Annotated in this window: 7 protein-coding genes, 2 tRNA genes and 3 rRNA genes; 9 read left to right on the top strand and 3 right to left on the bottom strand. The window is 58.3% G+C overall.

The window, feature by feature from the left end; all coding sequences use genetic code 11:
* Window positions 1-30 precede the first annotated feature (30 nt).
* Both WJU18_RS00060 and WJU18_RS00055 read left to right on the top strand, forming a co-directional pair.
* On the top strand, window positions 31-2,253 hold the full coding sequence (locus WJU18_RS00060) for a prolyl oligopeptidase family serine peptidase (RefSeq protein ID WP_423458147.1): 2,223 nt from the start codon (window positions 31-33) through the stop codon (window positions 2,251-2,253).
* Between the two features lie 273 nt (window positions 2,254-2,526).
* On the top strand, window positions 2,527-3,432 hold the full coding sequence (locus tag WJU18_RS00055; protein WP_423458146.1) for a CsgG/HfaB family protein: 906 nt from the start codon (window positions 2,527-2,529) through the stop codon (window positions 3,430-3,432).
* A 73-nt stretch (window positions 3,433-3,505) separates the two neighbouring features.
* On the opposite strand, the gene WJU18_RS00050 is transcribed toward WJU18_RS00055, so the two are convergent.
* Window positions 3,506-4,945: an FAD-binding oxidoreductase gene (locus WJU18_RS00050; protein WP_423458145.1), complete on the bottom strand. Its 1,440-nt coding sequence runs from the start codon at window positions 4,943-4,945 to the stop codon at window positions 3,506-3,508.
* Window positions 4,946-5,094: 149 nt separating this feature from the next.
* On the opposite strand from WJU18_RS00050, the gene aroE reads away from it, so the two are divergent.
* A complete protein-coding gene (gene aroE, locus WJU18_RS00045) occupies window positions 5,095-5,931 on the top strand; it encodes a shikimate dehydrogenase (RefSeq protein ID WP_423458144.1) in 837 nt (278 codons plus the stop codon).
* A gap of 13 nt (window positions 5,932-5,944) precedes the next feature.
* Entirely contained in the window at window positions 5,945-6,523 is a 579-nt protein-coding gene (locus tag WJU18_RS00040) for a cob(I)yrinic acid a,c-diamide adenosyltransferase (RefSeq protein ID WP_423458143.1), read from the top strand.
* A gap of 165 nt (window positions 6,524-6,688) precedes the next feature.
* Here WJU18_RS00040 and WJU18_RS00035 read toward each other — a convergent pair whose 3' ends face one another.
* Both WJU18_RS00035 and WJU18_RS00030 read right to left on the bottom strand, forming a co-directional pair.
* The gene (locus WJU18_RS00035) at window positions 6,689-7,261 is read right to left on the bottom strand and encodes a superoxide dismutase family protein (protein WP_423458142.1); all 573 of its coding nucleotides are present in this window, start codon (window positions 7,259-7,261) and stop codon (window positions 6,689-6,691) included.
* A gap of 32 nt (window positions 7,262-7,293) precedes the next feature.
* The gene (locus WJU18_RS00030) at window positions 7,294-8,580 is read right to left on the bottom strand and encodes a solute carrier family 23 protein (RefSeq protein WP_423458141.1); all 1,287 of its coding nucleotides are present in this window, start codon (window positions 8,578-8,580) and stop codon (window positions 7,294-7,296) included.
* Window positions 8,581-9,327: 747 nt separating this feature from the next.
* On the opposite strand from WJU18_RS00030, the gene WJU18_RS00025 reads away from it, so the two are divergent.
* The 5 genes from WJU18_RS00025 (at window position 9,328) to rrf (ending at window position 14,590) form a co-directional block, all read left to right on the top strand.
* Window positions 9,328-10,856: ribosomal RNA gene (locus WJU18_RS00025) — 16S ribosomal RNA — on the top strand.
* Between the two features lie 109 nt (window positions 10,857-10,965).
* Window positions 10,966-11,042 (top strand) — tRNA-Ile (locus WJU18_RS00020).
* A gap of 23 nt (window positions 11,043-11,065) precedes the next feature.
* A tRNA-Ala gene (locus tag WJU18_RS00015) sits at window positions 11,066-11,141 on the top strand.
* Window positions 11,142-11,490: 349 nt separating this feature from the next.
* Window positions 11,491-14,360 (top strand): 23S ribosomal RNA (locus tag WJU18_RS00010).
* Between the two features lie 117 nt (window positions 14,361-14,477).
* A 5S ribosomal RNA gene (gene rrf, locus WJU18_RS00005) occupies window positions 14,478-14,590 on the top strand.
* Together the 16S, 23S and 5S rRNA genes with 2 tRNA genes alongside form the textbook arrangement of a ribosomal RNA operon.
* The last annotated feature ends 48 nt before the right edge of the window (window positions 14,591-14,638 follow it).

The following is a 14,638-nucleotide window of genomic DNA, read 5'->3' as shown; positions in this document are numbered from 1 at the left end:
TACTCAAGTCAACCACTACAGAGGGAATTCATGCCGAATGTGCGTTTTACCTGGGCGCTCCTTGCGCTGGCTGCGCTTGCCGGATGCGGCGGTTCAGACGACTCCGCTCCCGAGCCTTCCAGGCCGGTGTATCCCCAGACCCGCAGCGGCACCGACAGCGACGTCTACTTCGGCCGCACTGTCGCCGATCCCTACCGCTGGCTTGAAAACATCACCAGCACGGAAACCGACGACTGGGTGCGCGCGCAAAACCAGTTGACGGATGGCTATATCACCGGCATGGCGGACTACGCGGCGCTTTCCAAACGTGTGGCCGCTCTGGCGGGGTTGGTGTCCACCAAGCAGGGCGGCTCGGGCCAACAGGAGCAGCGCATCGAAGGGGTGCAAGGTCGGGGTGGCAAGTACTACTACCAGATCCAGAAGCGGCAGCTCAAGCAAAACTTCATGCGCCCGGAGCAGTCGCAGGGCTTCGCTTCCGCAGACAACGTCATCTACGTGGCCGAGAGTGCCGGCGCGGCAGGAAAGGGTACGGCACTGGTAAAGGCCGACGAATGGCGCACCGATCCAGACGACCATATCCAGCTGCTGAACCACCAGATTTCCGAGGATGGCCGCTATCTGGTCTACGCCATGGTGCGTAATTACGCCGATCTCGCGGAGCTGCATATCATTGATCTGCTACAGCCTGCGTATGGTCCGGTGCTGATCATTCCCAACGTCTGGACCGGGGCATTCACTCTGGTCGATCAGGGCATCGCCTACGCTACCCCCCGCGTCACTACCGATCCCCACGTCTCGCCGCATACCGATCAGACACTGTATTTCCAGCGCTTTTCCGGCGGAACCGCCGAAGCGTGGGTGCACGGTGCGCCATTTGACCAGCTCGCGCCGGGATTCGTCCACAAGGGCTACCTCTACTACACGCTTTCGACGGGCAACAGCGCTGCCCTGGGACGCCTGAGCCTGGCGCATCCCCAGGGCAGCGCCGAGATGATCCTCGATGCCCGCGCGCAAAACAAAAGCTTCTCTCCCGTCGCACTGAGCCCGGACAATCCGGACAAGATGCTGATCAGCACTTCGCAAGGCGCTGCGTTCAATCGCCTGATCGAAGTCGACCCCGAGCACCCCGCATCCGGCAACTGGCGGGAGATCCTGCCCAACAGCCCGCCTGGCGTCACGGAATACGTCAACAGCATCATCAATTGCGGCCCGCACTATTACGCCGAACATCTGGTTCAGGGCAGCAGCAAGCTGTTTCACTACGGCCGCGGTGGAAAGCAGGAAATCCCGCTGCCAGGTGAAGGCAGCGTCTCGATGAGCTGCGATCCGCAGACAAACGGGCTGATCTATGACTACTCGTCGCTGGTCCAGCCTTACACCATGTACCAATACGACCCCGCGACACACGAGACCACTCAGGGGTCCACCATCGGCTACGCGGGCTACGATCCCAGTCAATATGAAATGCGGCGCCTGACGGCCACCAGCAAGGACGGCACTTCATTCCCTGTTTACATCGCGCACAAAAAGGGGCTGAAACCCAACGGGGAGGCACCCGCCATGCTGTACGCCTATGGCGGGTTCGACGTACCCATTCTTCCAACCTTTGGTTCCAAACACATCCCCCTGCTGGAAAGCGGAGGCATCTATGCCATTGCCCAGGTACGCGGCGGCGCCGAGTTCGGCACTGCCTGGTGGGAGGGCGGCCGCCTGCTGAACAAGCAAAATACGTATGACGACATCGCGGCGGCGGCCGAACGCCTGATCGCTGAAGGGCTCACGCAACCGGGCAAGCTGGCCATGCAGGGCGAATCCAACGGCGGGTTGAGTACGGCGGTGCTCGGGCTGCAACGGCCGGACCTGTTCGCAGTCGTCTTTCCCACCGTCGGCGTGCTGGATCTGGTGCGATACGACCTGTTTTCGTCCGGCTTTGGCTGGCACGACGACTACGGCCAGATCACCGATCAGCCGCAATTCGAGAACTTGATGAAATTCTCGCCTTTGCACAATGTGAAGCCGAAGCCTTATCCGCCGACCTATGTGTTCACCGGCAAGACCGATGGACGGGTCATGCCGGCGCACAGCTACAAGTATGCTGCCACGCTGCAGAACACGGCGACCGGCCACCAACCTTACCTGCTCTACTCGTTCTCCAAGGATGGCCACTCCCTGGAGAGCAATCGGCGGCAGTATCTGACCTATATGTGGACCGCGTTTTTTCACCATACCGGCACACGCTACGCTATGAACTGAGGCCGCCCGGAAGGGACTCGGGCCATGAACTCGCTCTCCATGTGCACGCACCCTGACGCGCCTCAGGGTGGACGGCCTAGCCATAAGAAATAGCGCGGCAGGCCGGTCTCAGACGCTATCATCCGCACACTCGCCAGGCATCCGTGTCCGGGTGGGAGGGAACTGGCTTACGCATGCTTCAGGTGTCAAAAGCAATCCATAAGCCGGGATAGAAGCACTATCGGACTGGATCGCCAAGTGCAGCAATCCGGCCGACCAATGGAGTCATCAGAGATGTTTAAGAGGAATTTGGCCGTTCTGGCGGCCGCTGGCGTGGCCGTTCTCCTGGCGGGCTGCGAAACCACCAACATGAAGATGGGCAGCCCGGACGCCAAGACCGTGGCCACGGGCGCGGCTGGCGGCAGCGCCACCTCCGGAGAAAACTCCCAGCTCGAGAAATGCGCCTCGCCGCTCGGCACGGTGTCGCTGGTGGAAAACGAAACCGCCGGCTGGTACACCATTTTGCGCAACGAATACCGCCTGCCGCCCACATCCAATCTGCTGCGCTTGATGGTGCAGCAATCGAACTGTTTCGTGGTGGTGGAGCGCAGCGCCGCCGGCATGCGCGCCATGAACCGCGAGCGTGAACTCATGGGGTCCGGCCAGATGCGCCAGGGCAGCAACTTCGGCGGCGGCCAGATGGTGGCGTCCGACTACGGCATGTCGCCCGAGATCATTTTCAGTGAAGGCAACACCGGCGGCGGCATCGCCGCGCTGGGCGGGCTGATCGGCGGCGGCCGTGGTGCGGTGCTGGCGGGCGTGGGCGGCAGCATGAAGACCCGTGAAGCCAGCACCATGCTGACGCTGGTCGACAACCGTTCAGGCGTCCAGGTGGCTGCTTCGGAAGGCAGCGCTTCCAAGACCGACATGAACCTGTTCGGTGGCCTCGGCAGCGCCCTGGGCGTGGGGGCCGGCCTGGGCGGCTACCAGAACACCCCGCAGGGCAAGGTCATTACCGCCGCCTTCATGGACGCCTACAACCAGATGGTGCGCGCCCTGCGCAACTACAAGGCGCAAAGCGTGCAAGGGCAGGGCCTGGGCGGCGGTGGCCGGCTGGGCGTCGATGGCGCTGCTGCACCGCAGCAGACCTACACGCCGCAGACCGCACCCAAGACCACCACCAGGAAGAAAAAGCGCTGAGCGCGCGCTCTTGGTCTCAGCGCTGGCTTGTTTTTCTCCCTCTCCCGTACGCGGGAGAGGGCAGGGGTGAGGGCTAGCCGCCGTCAACCCCCGCGAACACCTTCCCCGGATTCATGATGTTGTCCGGGTCCAGCGCCTGCTTGATCGTGCGCATCACGGCGATTGCACCGTCGCCGGCTTCCTCCACCAGGAAGCCCATCTTGTGCAGGCCCACGCCATGCTCGCCGGTGCATGTGCCGCCCAGCTGCAGCGCCCGCGTCACCACCTGATGATTGAGCTGCTCCGCGCGGGCGCGCTCGGCATCGTCATCAGGGTCGATGAGGTAACCCATGTGGAAATTGCCATCGCCCACGTGCCCCACGAGGAAATAGGGGATACCGCTTTCATCCGCCTCGCGCACAGTGTCAAGCAGCGCATCGGCCAGGCGTGAGATTGGCACGCAGGTATCGGTGGTGATGCAGCGGCAGCCCGGGCGGCTCTGTACGGCCGCGAAATAGGCGTTGTGCCGGGCGGTCCACAGGCGCGTGCGCTCCTCGGGCGTGTCGGCCCATTCAAAGTCGGCCCCGCCATTGTCGCGCGCGAGCTCCTGCACCGTCTCGGCCTGCTCCTTCACGCTGGCCGGAGAGCCATGGAACTCCATCAACAGCATGGGTTCCTCGCGCAGGGTCAGTTTGCTGTGCCGGTTGACGGCGCGCACGCTGTTGGCATCGATCAGCTCCACGCGTGCGATCGGCACGCCGAGCTGGATGGTTGCAATCACCGTGTTCACCGCCTCCGCGATGCTGGGGAAACTGCAGATCGCGGCCGACACGGCTTCGGGCAAGGGGTAGATGCGCAGCGTGATCTCGGTCACCACGCCCAGCGTGCCTTCGCTGCCCACGAACAGGCGCGTCAGATCGTAGCCCGCGCTGCTCTTGCGCGCGCGTGTGCCGGTGCGGATCACCTCGCCACTGGCGGTCACGACTTCCAGCGCCAGCACGTTCTCGCGCATGGTGCCGTAGCGCACGGCGTTGGTGCCGCTGGCGCGTGTGGCCGTCATGCCGCCAATGCTCGCGTCGGCCCCCGGATCGATGGGAAAGAACAACCCCGTGCTTTTGATTTCTTCATTGAGCTGCTTTCGCGTGACGCCCGGCTGCACCGTCACGGTGAGATCCTCGGCGTTCACGGAAAGCACCTTGTTCATGCGTGTCAGATCGATGCTCACGCCCCCCTGTACCGCCAGCAGATGCCCTTCGAGCGAGGAGCCGACGCCATACGGAATCACCGGCACTTGATGTGCGGCGCACAGTTTCACCGCATCCCGCACATCCTGCATGTTCTCCGCAAACACCACGGCCGCCGGCGGAGGCACTGTGGTGAAAGCGGATTCATCGCGGCCATGCTGCTCGCGCACCGCCATGGCCGTGGAAAGCTGGGCACCAAAGCGCTGACTGAGCGCGTCAAGCAGTGCATGCGGTGCCTCGCGCGGCTTGATTTCGGGGGCCACGTGGGCAAGTTGGGTGGGGGCGTTCATGGACAGCATCTCCTTGTATGAGCCCAGTTTACGACCAACAAGAAGCACCCGCCAAACCCGACCCCCGTAGGACGTGCACGAAGTGCGCACGCATGGCGCGCGCGCCCTCTACATCTCCCGCCTCACGAACAGTACGCTAAAGTTCCGCCATGATTGACCGCTATGCCGTCATCGGCAACCCCATCAGCCACAGCAAATCGCCGCTGATCCATAGCCTGTTCGCAGAGGCTTCTGGCCAGGACATGGACTACACCACACTCCTGGGCGAAACCACGCCCGGTGGTTTTGCGCGCGCGGTGGATGATTTTCGGGCGGCCGGCGGGCGCGGCTTGAATGTCACGGTGCCTTTCAAGACCGAGGCCTTCGCCTACGCCACCGAGCTCTCTCCCGATGCGCAACTGGCCGGCGCCGTGAATGCCCTGAAGTTCGAGGGAGGCAGGGTGCTGGGCCAGAACTTCGACGGCATTGGCCTGGTGCGCGATGTGCAGCGCAACCTGGGCGTCTCTCTCTCCGGCCGCCGGGTGCTGTTGCTCGGGGCAGGCGGTGCCACGCGCGGCGCCTTGCTGCCTCTGGCACGCGCCGGTGCCGCCGCGATCGTCATCGCCAACCGCACGGCAGAGAAGGCCCATGCGCTGGCTCAGGCCTTCGGCCCGCACGCGGGCAGCGTGGCTGTCCAGGGCTGCGGCCTCCACGCATTGGACGATCAGGTGTTCGATGTCGTGTTCAATGCCACGTCGGCATCCTTGAGCGCCGAGCTGCCTGTCCTCTCTCCCTCGGTCTTTGCGCCTGGCGCGTTGGCCTACGATCTGGTCTACGGCAAGGGGCTCACGCCGTTCCTGCGCCTGGCGCGCAGCGCCGGCTGCGCCCAAGTGGTCGACGGTGTCGGCATGCTGGCCGAGCAAGCGGCCGAGGCCTTTGAATGGTGGCGCGGCGTGCGCCCCGACACACGCCAAGTCATCGCGCGCCTGACCGTGCCCCTGGCCTGAAAGAAAGTTTGAAATGGGAAAACGTTTGACGCAAATCGCCACCCGCACCGGTGACGATGGCACCACAGGGCTGGGCAACAACACGCGGGTGTCAAAAGACAGCCTCCGGGTGCACGCCATGGGCGATGTGGACGAACTCAACAGCCATATCGGCCTGCTCCTGTGCGAAGACATGCCCGGCGACGTGCGTGAACTGCTGATCGATATCCAGCACCAGCTTTTCAATCTGGGGGGCGAACTCTCGATCCCCGGCTTCGAGTTGCTCAAGGCCGACGCACTCCTGGCGGTTGACCAGGCTCTGGAAATCCACAACAGCCAGCTGCCGCGCTTGCAGGAATTCATTTTGCCGGCCGGCACACGCGCGGCCGCGCAGGCACACGTCTGCCGTACCGTGGCCCGGCGGGCCGAGCGCGCTGTGGTGGCGCTCGGGCAGGCTGAAACGCTGCGCGATGCGCCGCGCCAGTACCTGAACCGCCTCTCGGACCTGATGTTCGTGCTGGCCCGGGTTCTCAACCGCCACCGCGCGGATGGCCGCGCCGGTGACGACGTCTACTGGAAAAGCGAACGGCTATCCCAATCGGCCCAGGAATAAAGCACGCATCCGCGTTTTTCCGCTGAACCGCCCCGGTATCGTCATTCCGGCGAAAGCCGGAATCCAGGGATAGCCAGCGCGGATACCTCAGTGTTTGCAATAGGCTTGAAGCGAGGGGGCAACGGCCTGAGCGCGCTCGACAGAACCCGCCCAGCACCGCCGCGCTCAAGACGCCGAGATCACCCCGCAAGCCAGCCGTGGCCCGGAATTCCCGGCCGGTTGCGCATTGATGTCATCCGGATCCCGGTGCACGATGACCGCCTTGCCGACCACGCCGTTCGGCCCGGCGAGCTTGATGCCCTGGCTGACATACTGTACCTTCGCCGTTCCCATGGCGTCGGCCTGCAAGGCGGGCAGATCGCCTATATGGCCGTGTCCGGGCGCTCCATGCTGCATGCCCGTGGGGTTGAAGTGGGCCCCAGCGCTCATGCCATCGGGCGCAGAGCAATCGCCCTTCTCATGGATATGAAATCCGACTATTGAGTTCGGCTTGAGGTTTTTCACTTCACCCGTGATGCGGGTGGAGCCATCCTTCATTTCGGCGAATCGGATCATTCCCTCCACCGGCTTGGCTGCCAGCGGCTGATCCACCCGAGTGGCGCGCAACTGAACCTGCGCCGATTGTTCAGGCAGAGAGCCGGTGGCCGGATTGATTGAGCAACCGGTGGCTACCAGCCCCAGGATAGAAGCAGCGGCTAACACGCCAGCTAATCGGTGAGTGTGCGATATCGTTCTCATGGAAACCTCCTGCTTGGATTTCATTTCGTATATTAGGAGCGTCGGCGCAGCATCGCGTGTAGGAGAACGGCCCCAAATGTGGCCGTTCCGATACCGCCTAGCGCAAAGCTGCCGAACTTCAGCGTGAAATCGCCCGTACCCAATACCAGCGTGATCGCGGCGATCAGCAAGTTGGCCGGATCGGTGAAATCAACCTTGTTGTCCACCCAGATCTTGGCGCCCGCGATCGCAATCAGGCCGAACACCACGATCGACACCCCTCCCATCACCGGCAGCGGAATGGCCTGAATCAGCGCGCCGAACTTGGGTGAAAAACCCAGGGCCAGCGCCACAACAGCCGCCACCACGAACACCGCGGTGGAATAGATGCGCGTGGCCGCCATGACCCCGATGTTTTCCGCATAAGTGGTCATGCCGCCGCCGCCCGCTGCCCCGCTGACCATGGTGGCGATGCCGTCGCCCATGAAAGCGCGGCCGATGTAAGGGTCCAGGTTGCGGCCAGTCATGGCCGTCACCGCCTTCAGGTGGCCGAGGTTTTCCGCCACCAGAATCAGTGCCACCGGGGCCATCATGAGCATGACATTGGCTTCGAACACGGGCGCGGTGAACTTCGGCAGGCCGATCCAGGGCGCATTCGCGATACCCGAGAAATCCATGGGCTTGCCCATTCCCATGCCGTTGGTGAGGATCAGGTAAATGATGGAAGCCAGCGCCAGCCCCACCAGGATCAATAGCCGCTGCACCATTCCGCGCGTGAACACCGCCACCAAGGCCACGCAGACGAAAGTCACGGCCTGCATCCAGCTGTCGAAACTGCTGGCCGCCATGTTCTTCACGGGAATCGACGCCAGATTCAACCCGATCACCGCCACCACGCCCCCGGTGACCACGGGCGGCATCAACCGCTCCACCCAATTCGCACCAATGGCTTGTACCACCGCGCCAATCAGAAAGTAAAGCAACCCGCAAGCGATGATGCCGCCCAGCGCGAGGCCGATCTGCGTGTTCGGCCCCTTGCCCGCGTAGGCAGTGGCGGCAATCACCACTCCGATGAAGGCGAAAGAGGAGCCCAGATAGCTTGGCACCCGGCCGCCAGTGAGCAGAAAGAAGATCAGCGTGCCGATGCCGCTCATGAGAACGGCCACATTGGGATCAAACCCCATCAAGATCGGCGCCAACACGGTAGAGCCGAACATGGCCACCACGTGCTGCAACCCCATGGCGGTCGTCTGCGGCCAGGGCAAGCGTTCCTCGGGACCAATGACCCCCGCATCCTTCAAAGCGGTCGCAGGCCTCTCCTGCCAGCTGAACAAGCTCATATCCTCTCACTCCTTCTTTATGACGGTAGCGAGATAGTAGGGCTGTTTAGCCATTTCTGATCACCCCTCTATAAAGAAGAGCCCCTCTTGCCCCCTCTCGCGCTGGGAGAGGGTTGGGGTGAGGGCTTTCACCGCGCGTCCTCCCCCGGACGCCAAGAACCACCAAAAATTTCCCAATGATCCACCATGCGGCTTAAAAAGCCGTGCTATAGTTGCGGGCTTCGCTGATCACTGCCAACAACAAGTTGGTTGATCGGAGACGGCGGCAGGTTCTTTGGGGATTCCCAGGGCTCGCTGCAGATAGTGTTGGGTTGGCTATTCAGCTGGTTCGACAAAATCGAAAAAAGTTTGCCAGGTCTTTAAAATCTGTGTCATAATCGAGGGCTTCGCTGATTAATATCAATGTTCTCGGTGAAGGCAGTAAGTTCTTGATTTGTTTGAGAATTCGCTGCAAGTGGGTTGGTTGAGTTGATTGCCGAGGTAATCGATAAAATCAAAAATAGCCACAAAGTTTGCCAGATCTTAAAAATCTGTGCTACAATCAAAGGCTTCGCTGATCGCAGCGAGCTGAGCGGAATAAGGGATTATTTTGCGTGATCATTAAAAATATACAGCCGATAAGCGTGGGCGTTTGAAAGGTGAATAGCCAAGTCTTTTAGACTATCAAACGCTCATGGAAATAGAAGTGAAGTTCACTTCAATTCCGTTTTTATGAGTGAACTCGAAAGAGTATAAATTTTCAAGATCGAACTGTAGAGTTTGATCCTGGCTCAGATTGAACGCTGGCGGAATGCTTTACACATGCAAGTCGAGCGGCAGCGCGGGGCAACCTGGCGGCGAGCGGCGAACGGGTGAGTAATACATCGGAACGTGCCCAGATGTGGGGGATAACTACTTGAAAGAGTAGCTAATACCGCATGAGATCTGAGGATGAAAGCGGGGGACCTTCGGGCCTCGCGCATTTGGAGCGGCCGATGGCAGATTAGGTAGTTGGTGGGGTAAAGGCTCACCAAGCCTGCGATCTGTAGCTGGTCTGAGAGGACGACCAGCCACACTGGGACTGAGACACGGCCCAGACTCCTACGGGAGGCAGCAGTGGGGAATTTTGGACAATGGGCGCAAGCCTGATCCAGCCATTCCGCGTGCAGGATGAAGGCCCTCGGGTTGTAAACTGCTTTTGTACGGAACGAAAAGGCTTTCTCTAATACAGAGGGCTCATGACGGTACCGTAAGAATAAGCACCGGCTAACTACGTGCCAGCAGCCGCGGTAATACGTAGGGTGCAAGCGTTAATCGGAATTACTGGGCGTAAAGCGTGCGCAGGCGGTGATGTAAGACAGTTGTGAAATCCCCGGGCTCAACCTGGGAACTGCATCTGTGACTGCATTGCTGGAGTGCGGCAGAGGGGGATGGAATTCCGCGTGTAGCAGTGAAATGCGTAGATATGCGGAGGAACACCGATGGCGAAGGCAATCCCCTGGGCCTGCACTGACGCTCATGCACGAAAGCGTGGGGAGCAAACAGGATTAGATACCCTGGTAGTCCACGCCCTAAACGATGTCAACTGGTTGTTGGGAATTCACTTTCTCAGTAACGAAGCTAACGCGTGAAGTTGACCGCCTGGGGAGTACGGCCGCAAGGTTGAAACTCAAAGGAATTGACGGGGACCCGCACAAGCGGTGGATGATGTGGTTTAATTCGATGCAACGCGAAGAACCTTACCCACCTTTGACATGTACGGAATCCTTTAGAGATAGAGGAGTGCTCGAAAGAGAGCCGTAACACAGGTGCTGCATGGCTGTCGTCAGCTCGTGTCGTGAGATGTTGGGTTAAGTCCCGCAACGAGCGCAACCCTTGCCATTAGTTGCTACGAAAGGGCACTCTAATGGGACTGCCGGTGACAAACCGGAGGAAGGTGGGGATGACGTCAAGTCCTCATGGCCCTTATAGGTGGGGCTACACACGTCATACAATGGCTGGTACAGAGGGTTGCCAACCCGCGAGGGGGAGCTAATCCCATAAAGCCAGTCGTAGTCCGGATCGCAGTCTGCAACTCGACTGCGTGAAGTCGGAATCGCTAGTAATCGCGGATCAGAATGTCGCGGTGAATACGTTCCCGGGTCTTGTACACACCGCCCGTCACACCATGGGAGCGGGTTCTGCCAGAAGTAGTTAGCTTAACCGCAAGGAGGGCGATTACCACGGCAGGGTTCGTGACTGGGGTGAAGTCGTAACAAGGTAGCCGTATCGGAAGGTGCGGCTGGATCACCTCCTTTCTGGAAGAAAAGCTATTCCGAATTTAAACGTCCACACTTATCGGTTGTTGGAAGGATGTCGCCAGCGACGCTGAGGCGCAAAGCTTTAGTGAAACCGAAGCGACCGGCCGGGTCTGTAGCTCAGTTGGTTAGAGCACCGTCTTGATAAGGCGGGGGTCGTTGGTTCGAGACCAACCAGACCCACCATTCCCTTTCATCTACGGATACCCGGGGGATTAGCTCAGCTGGGAGAGCACCTGCTTTGCAAGCAGGGGGTCGTCGGTTCGATCCCGTCATCCTCCACCACGCATCTTATCGAGTTAGCGTTCATATCAAAGCATCTGGAGAGACTTCAGGTGTTTTGATATTGGCGATAACGTCAATAATGAGTCGAAAGGCTCACGGCTGTTCTTTAAAAATTCATAGAGTCGAATCAGCGTTGTTAGCGGAAAGAGCAAAACGTACAAGGTTTTAGCTCACCGTGCCGCTAGCAACAAGAATTTTTGATTGCGTCAAAACGAATACAACTAGCTTGTTGAATTCGAGTATTCCGAGGTTAATTTATTAATTCTTGGGTACGGCATAACGCGTCAGGTGAGAGACCTGACAGGTCCTTGATGGATTTTGAGTTTCGTGAGAAACGTCAAAGTTATAGGGTCAAGTGACTAAGAGCATGTGGTGGATGCCTTGGCGATGATAGGCGACGAAGGACGTGATAGCCTGCGATAAGCTTCGGGGAGCTGGCAAATAAGCTTTGATCCGGAGATTTCCGAATGGGGAAACCCACCGAAAGGTATCTGCAGCTGAATACATAGGTTGCAGAGGCGAACCGGGTGAACTGAAACATCTCAGTAGCTCGAGGAAAAGACATCAACCGAGATTCCGAAAGTAGTGGCGAGCGAAATCGGAGAAGCCTTCTAGTGATAGCACGAGTGTTAGCAAAACGGGATGGAAAGCCCGGCCATAGCAGGTGATAGCCCTGTATGCGAAAGCGCCCGTGTGGTACTAGGCTAGAGACAAGTAGGGCGGGACACGTGTAATCCTGTCTGAACATGGGGGGACCATCCTCCAAGGCTAAATACTCATCATCGACCGATAGTGAACTAGTACCGTGAGGGAAAGGCGAAAAGAACCCCGGGAGGGGAGTGAAATAGATCCTGAAACCGCATGCTTACAAAAAGTCGGAGCCCTTCGGGGTGACGGCGTACCTTTTGTATAATGGGTCAGCGACTTACATTCAGTGGCGAGGTTAACCGAATAGGGAAGCCGAAGAGAAATCGAGTCCGAATAGGGCGAAATTAGTCGCTGGGTGTAGACCCGAAACCAAGTGATCTATCCATGGCCAGGATGAAGGTGCCGTAACAGGTACTGGAGGTCCGAACCGACTAGTGTTGCAAAACTAGCGGATGAGCTGTGGATAGGGGTGAAAGGCTAAACAAACTTGGAAATAGCTGGTTCTCTCCGAAAACTATTTAGGTAGTGCCTCAAGTATTACCTTCGGGGGTAGAGCACTGTTTTGGCTAGGGGGTCATGGCGACTTACCAAACCAAGGCAAACTCCGAATACCGAAGAGTAGAGCTTGGGAGACAGAGCACCGGGTGCTAACGTCCGGACTCAAGAGGGAAACAACCCAGACCGCCAGCTAAGGTCCCTAAAATTGGCTAAGTGGGAAACGAAGTGAGAAGGCTAAAACAGTCAGGATGTTGGCTTAGAAGCAGCCACCATTTAAAGAAAGCGTAATAGCTCACTGATCGAGTCGTCTTGCGCGGAAGATGTAACGGGGCTAAGCCAGTTACCGAAGCTGCGGATGCACAGTTTACTGTGCGTGGTAGGAGAGCGTTCTGTAAGCCTGTGAAGGTAGCTTGTAAAGGCTGCTGGAGGTATCAGAAGTGCGAATGCTGACATGAGTAGCGTTAAAGCGGGTGAAAAGCCCGCTCGCCGTAAGCGCAAGGTTTTCTACGCAACGTTCATCGGCGTAGAGTGAGTCGGCCCCTAAGGCGAGGCAGAGATGCGTAGCTGATGGGAAACAGGTCAATATTCCTGTACCGATGTATAGTGCGATGTGGGGACGGATTCTAATAGGTCATCCAGTTATTGGATTCTGGTTTAGGCAGAAGTAGGCGACAGGTAGGCAAATCCGCCTGTCATATACCGAGGCTGCCGATCGAGTGGGCTTGCCCATGAAGTGACTGAACGGGGTTCCAGGAAAAGCCACTAAGCTTCAGCTATACACGACCGTACCGCAAACCGACACTGGTGCGCGAGATGAGTATTCTAAGGCGCTTGAGAGAACTCAGGAGAAGGAACTCGGCAAATTGACACCGTAACTTCGGAAGAAGGTGTGCCCTTTTAGTGTGAGGTGAACAACTGAGCATGAACGGGTTGCAAAAAATAGGTGGCTGCGACTGTTTATTAAAAACACAGCACTCTGCAAACACGAAAGTGGACGTATAGGGTGTGACGCCTGCCCGGTGCTGGAAGATTAATTGATGGGGTGCAAGCTCTTGATCGAAGTCCCAGTAAACGGCGGCCGTAACTATAACGGTCCTAAGGTAGCGAAATTCCTTGTCGGGTAAGTTCCGACCTGCACGAATGGCGTAACGATGGCCACACTGTCTCCTCCTGAGACTCAGCGAAGTTGAAATGTTTGTGATGATGCAATCTCCCCGCGGAAAGACGGAAAGACCCCATGAACCTTTACTGTAGCTTTGTATTGGACTTTGAACAGATCTGTGTAGGATAGGTGGGAGGCTTTGAAGTATGGTCGCTAGATCATATGGAGCCAACGTTGAAATACCACCCTGGTGTGTTTGAGGTTCTAACCTAGGTCCCTTATCGGGATCGGGGACAGTGCATGGTAGGCAGTTTGACTGGGGCGGTCTCCTCCCAAAGCGTAACGGAGGAGTTCGAAGGTACGCTAGTTACGGTCGGACATCGTGACGATAGTGCAATGGCATAAGCGTGCTTAACTGCGAGACTGACAAGTCGAGCAGATGCGAAAGCAGGACATAGTGATCCGGTGGTTCTGTATGGAAGGGCCATCGCTCAACGGATAAAAGGTACTCTGGGGATAACAGGCTGATACCGCCCAAGAGTTCATATCGACGGCGGTGTTTGGCACCTCGATGTCGGCTCATCTCATCCTGGGGCTGTAGCCGGTCCCAAGGGTATGGCTGTTCGCCATTTAAAGAGGTACGTGAGCTGGGTTTAAAACGTCGTGAGACAGTTTGGTCCCTATCTTCCGTGGGCGCTGCAGATTTGAGAAAGCCTGCTCCTAGTACGAGAGGACCGGAGTGGACATACCTCTGGTGTACCTGTTGTCACGCCCGTGGCATCGCAGGGTAGCTAAGTATGGAAGAGATAACCGCTGAAAGCATCTAAGCGGGAAACTCGTTTCAAGATAAGATCTGCCGGGGCCTTGAGCCCCTGAAGAGTCGTTCTAGACCAGGACGTTGATAGGCTGGGTGTGGAAGCGCAGTAATGCGTTAAGCTAACCAGTACTAATTGCTCGTGCGGCTTGACCCTATAACTTTGATGTAAATACCATCAAAGCAGTTATGCCAAGACGCAATCAAATTCACACTGATTCAACCTCTATGAATTCGTCAGCAAGTTCAAAAAACTCGCCGACAACAAGTTATGCCTGATGACCATAGCAAGGTGGTACCACTCCTTCCCATCCCGAACAGGACAGTGAAACGCCTTAGCGCCGATGATAGTGCGGATTCCCGTGTGAAAGTAGGTCATCGTCAGGCTTCTACAGCCCTCAAAACCCTCAGTCATTCAAGTGACTGGGGGTTTTG

Source organism: Ottowia sp. VDI28 (assembly GCF_049532675.1).
In the GTDB taxonomy this organism is placed as follows: Bacteria; Pseudomonadota; Gammaproteobacteria; order Burkholderiales; family Burkholderiaceae_C; genus Ottowia.
Note: the sequence above shows the minus strand (reverse complement) of the source record. Positions and strands in the feature narration are given on the sequence as shown.

Excerpts from the sequence above, each read along its gene's own strand:
- WJU18_RS00060 (WP_423458147.1), top strand. The coding sequence starts at position 31 with ATGCCGAATGTGCGTTTTACCTGGGCGCTCCTTGCGCTGGCTGCGCTT.
- WJU18_RS00055 (WP_423458146.1), top strand. The coding sequence starts at position 2,527 with ATGTTTAAGAGGAATTTGGCCGTTCTGGCGGCCGCTGGCGTGGCCGTT.
- WJU18_RS00050 (WP_423458145.1), bottom strand. The coding sequence starts at position 4,945 with ATGAACGCCCCCACCCAACTTGCCCACGTGGCCCCCGAAATCAAGCCG.
- aroE (WP_423458144.1), top strand. The coding sequence starts at position 5,095 with ATGATTGACCGCTATGCCGTCATCGGCAACCCCATCAGCCACAGCAAA.
- WJU18_RS00040 (WP_423458143.1), top strand. The coding sequence starts at position 5,945 with ATGGGAAAACGTTTGACGCAAATCGCCACCCGCACCGGTGACGATGGC.
- WJU18_RS00035 (WP_423458142.1), bottom strand. The coding sequence starts at position 7,261 with ATGAGAACGATATCGCACACTCACCGATTAGCTGGCGTGTTAGCCGCT.
- WJU18_RS00030 (WP_423458141.1), bottom strand. The coding sequence starts at position 8,580 with ATGAGCTTGTTCAGCTGGCAGGAGAGGCCTGCGACCGCTTTGAAGGAT.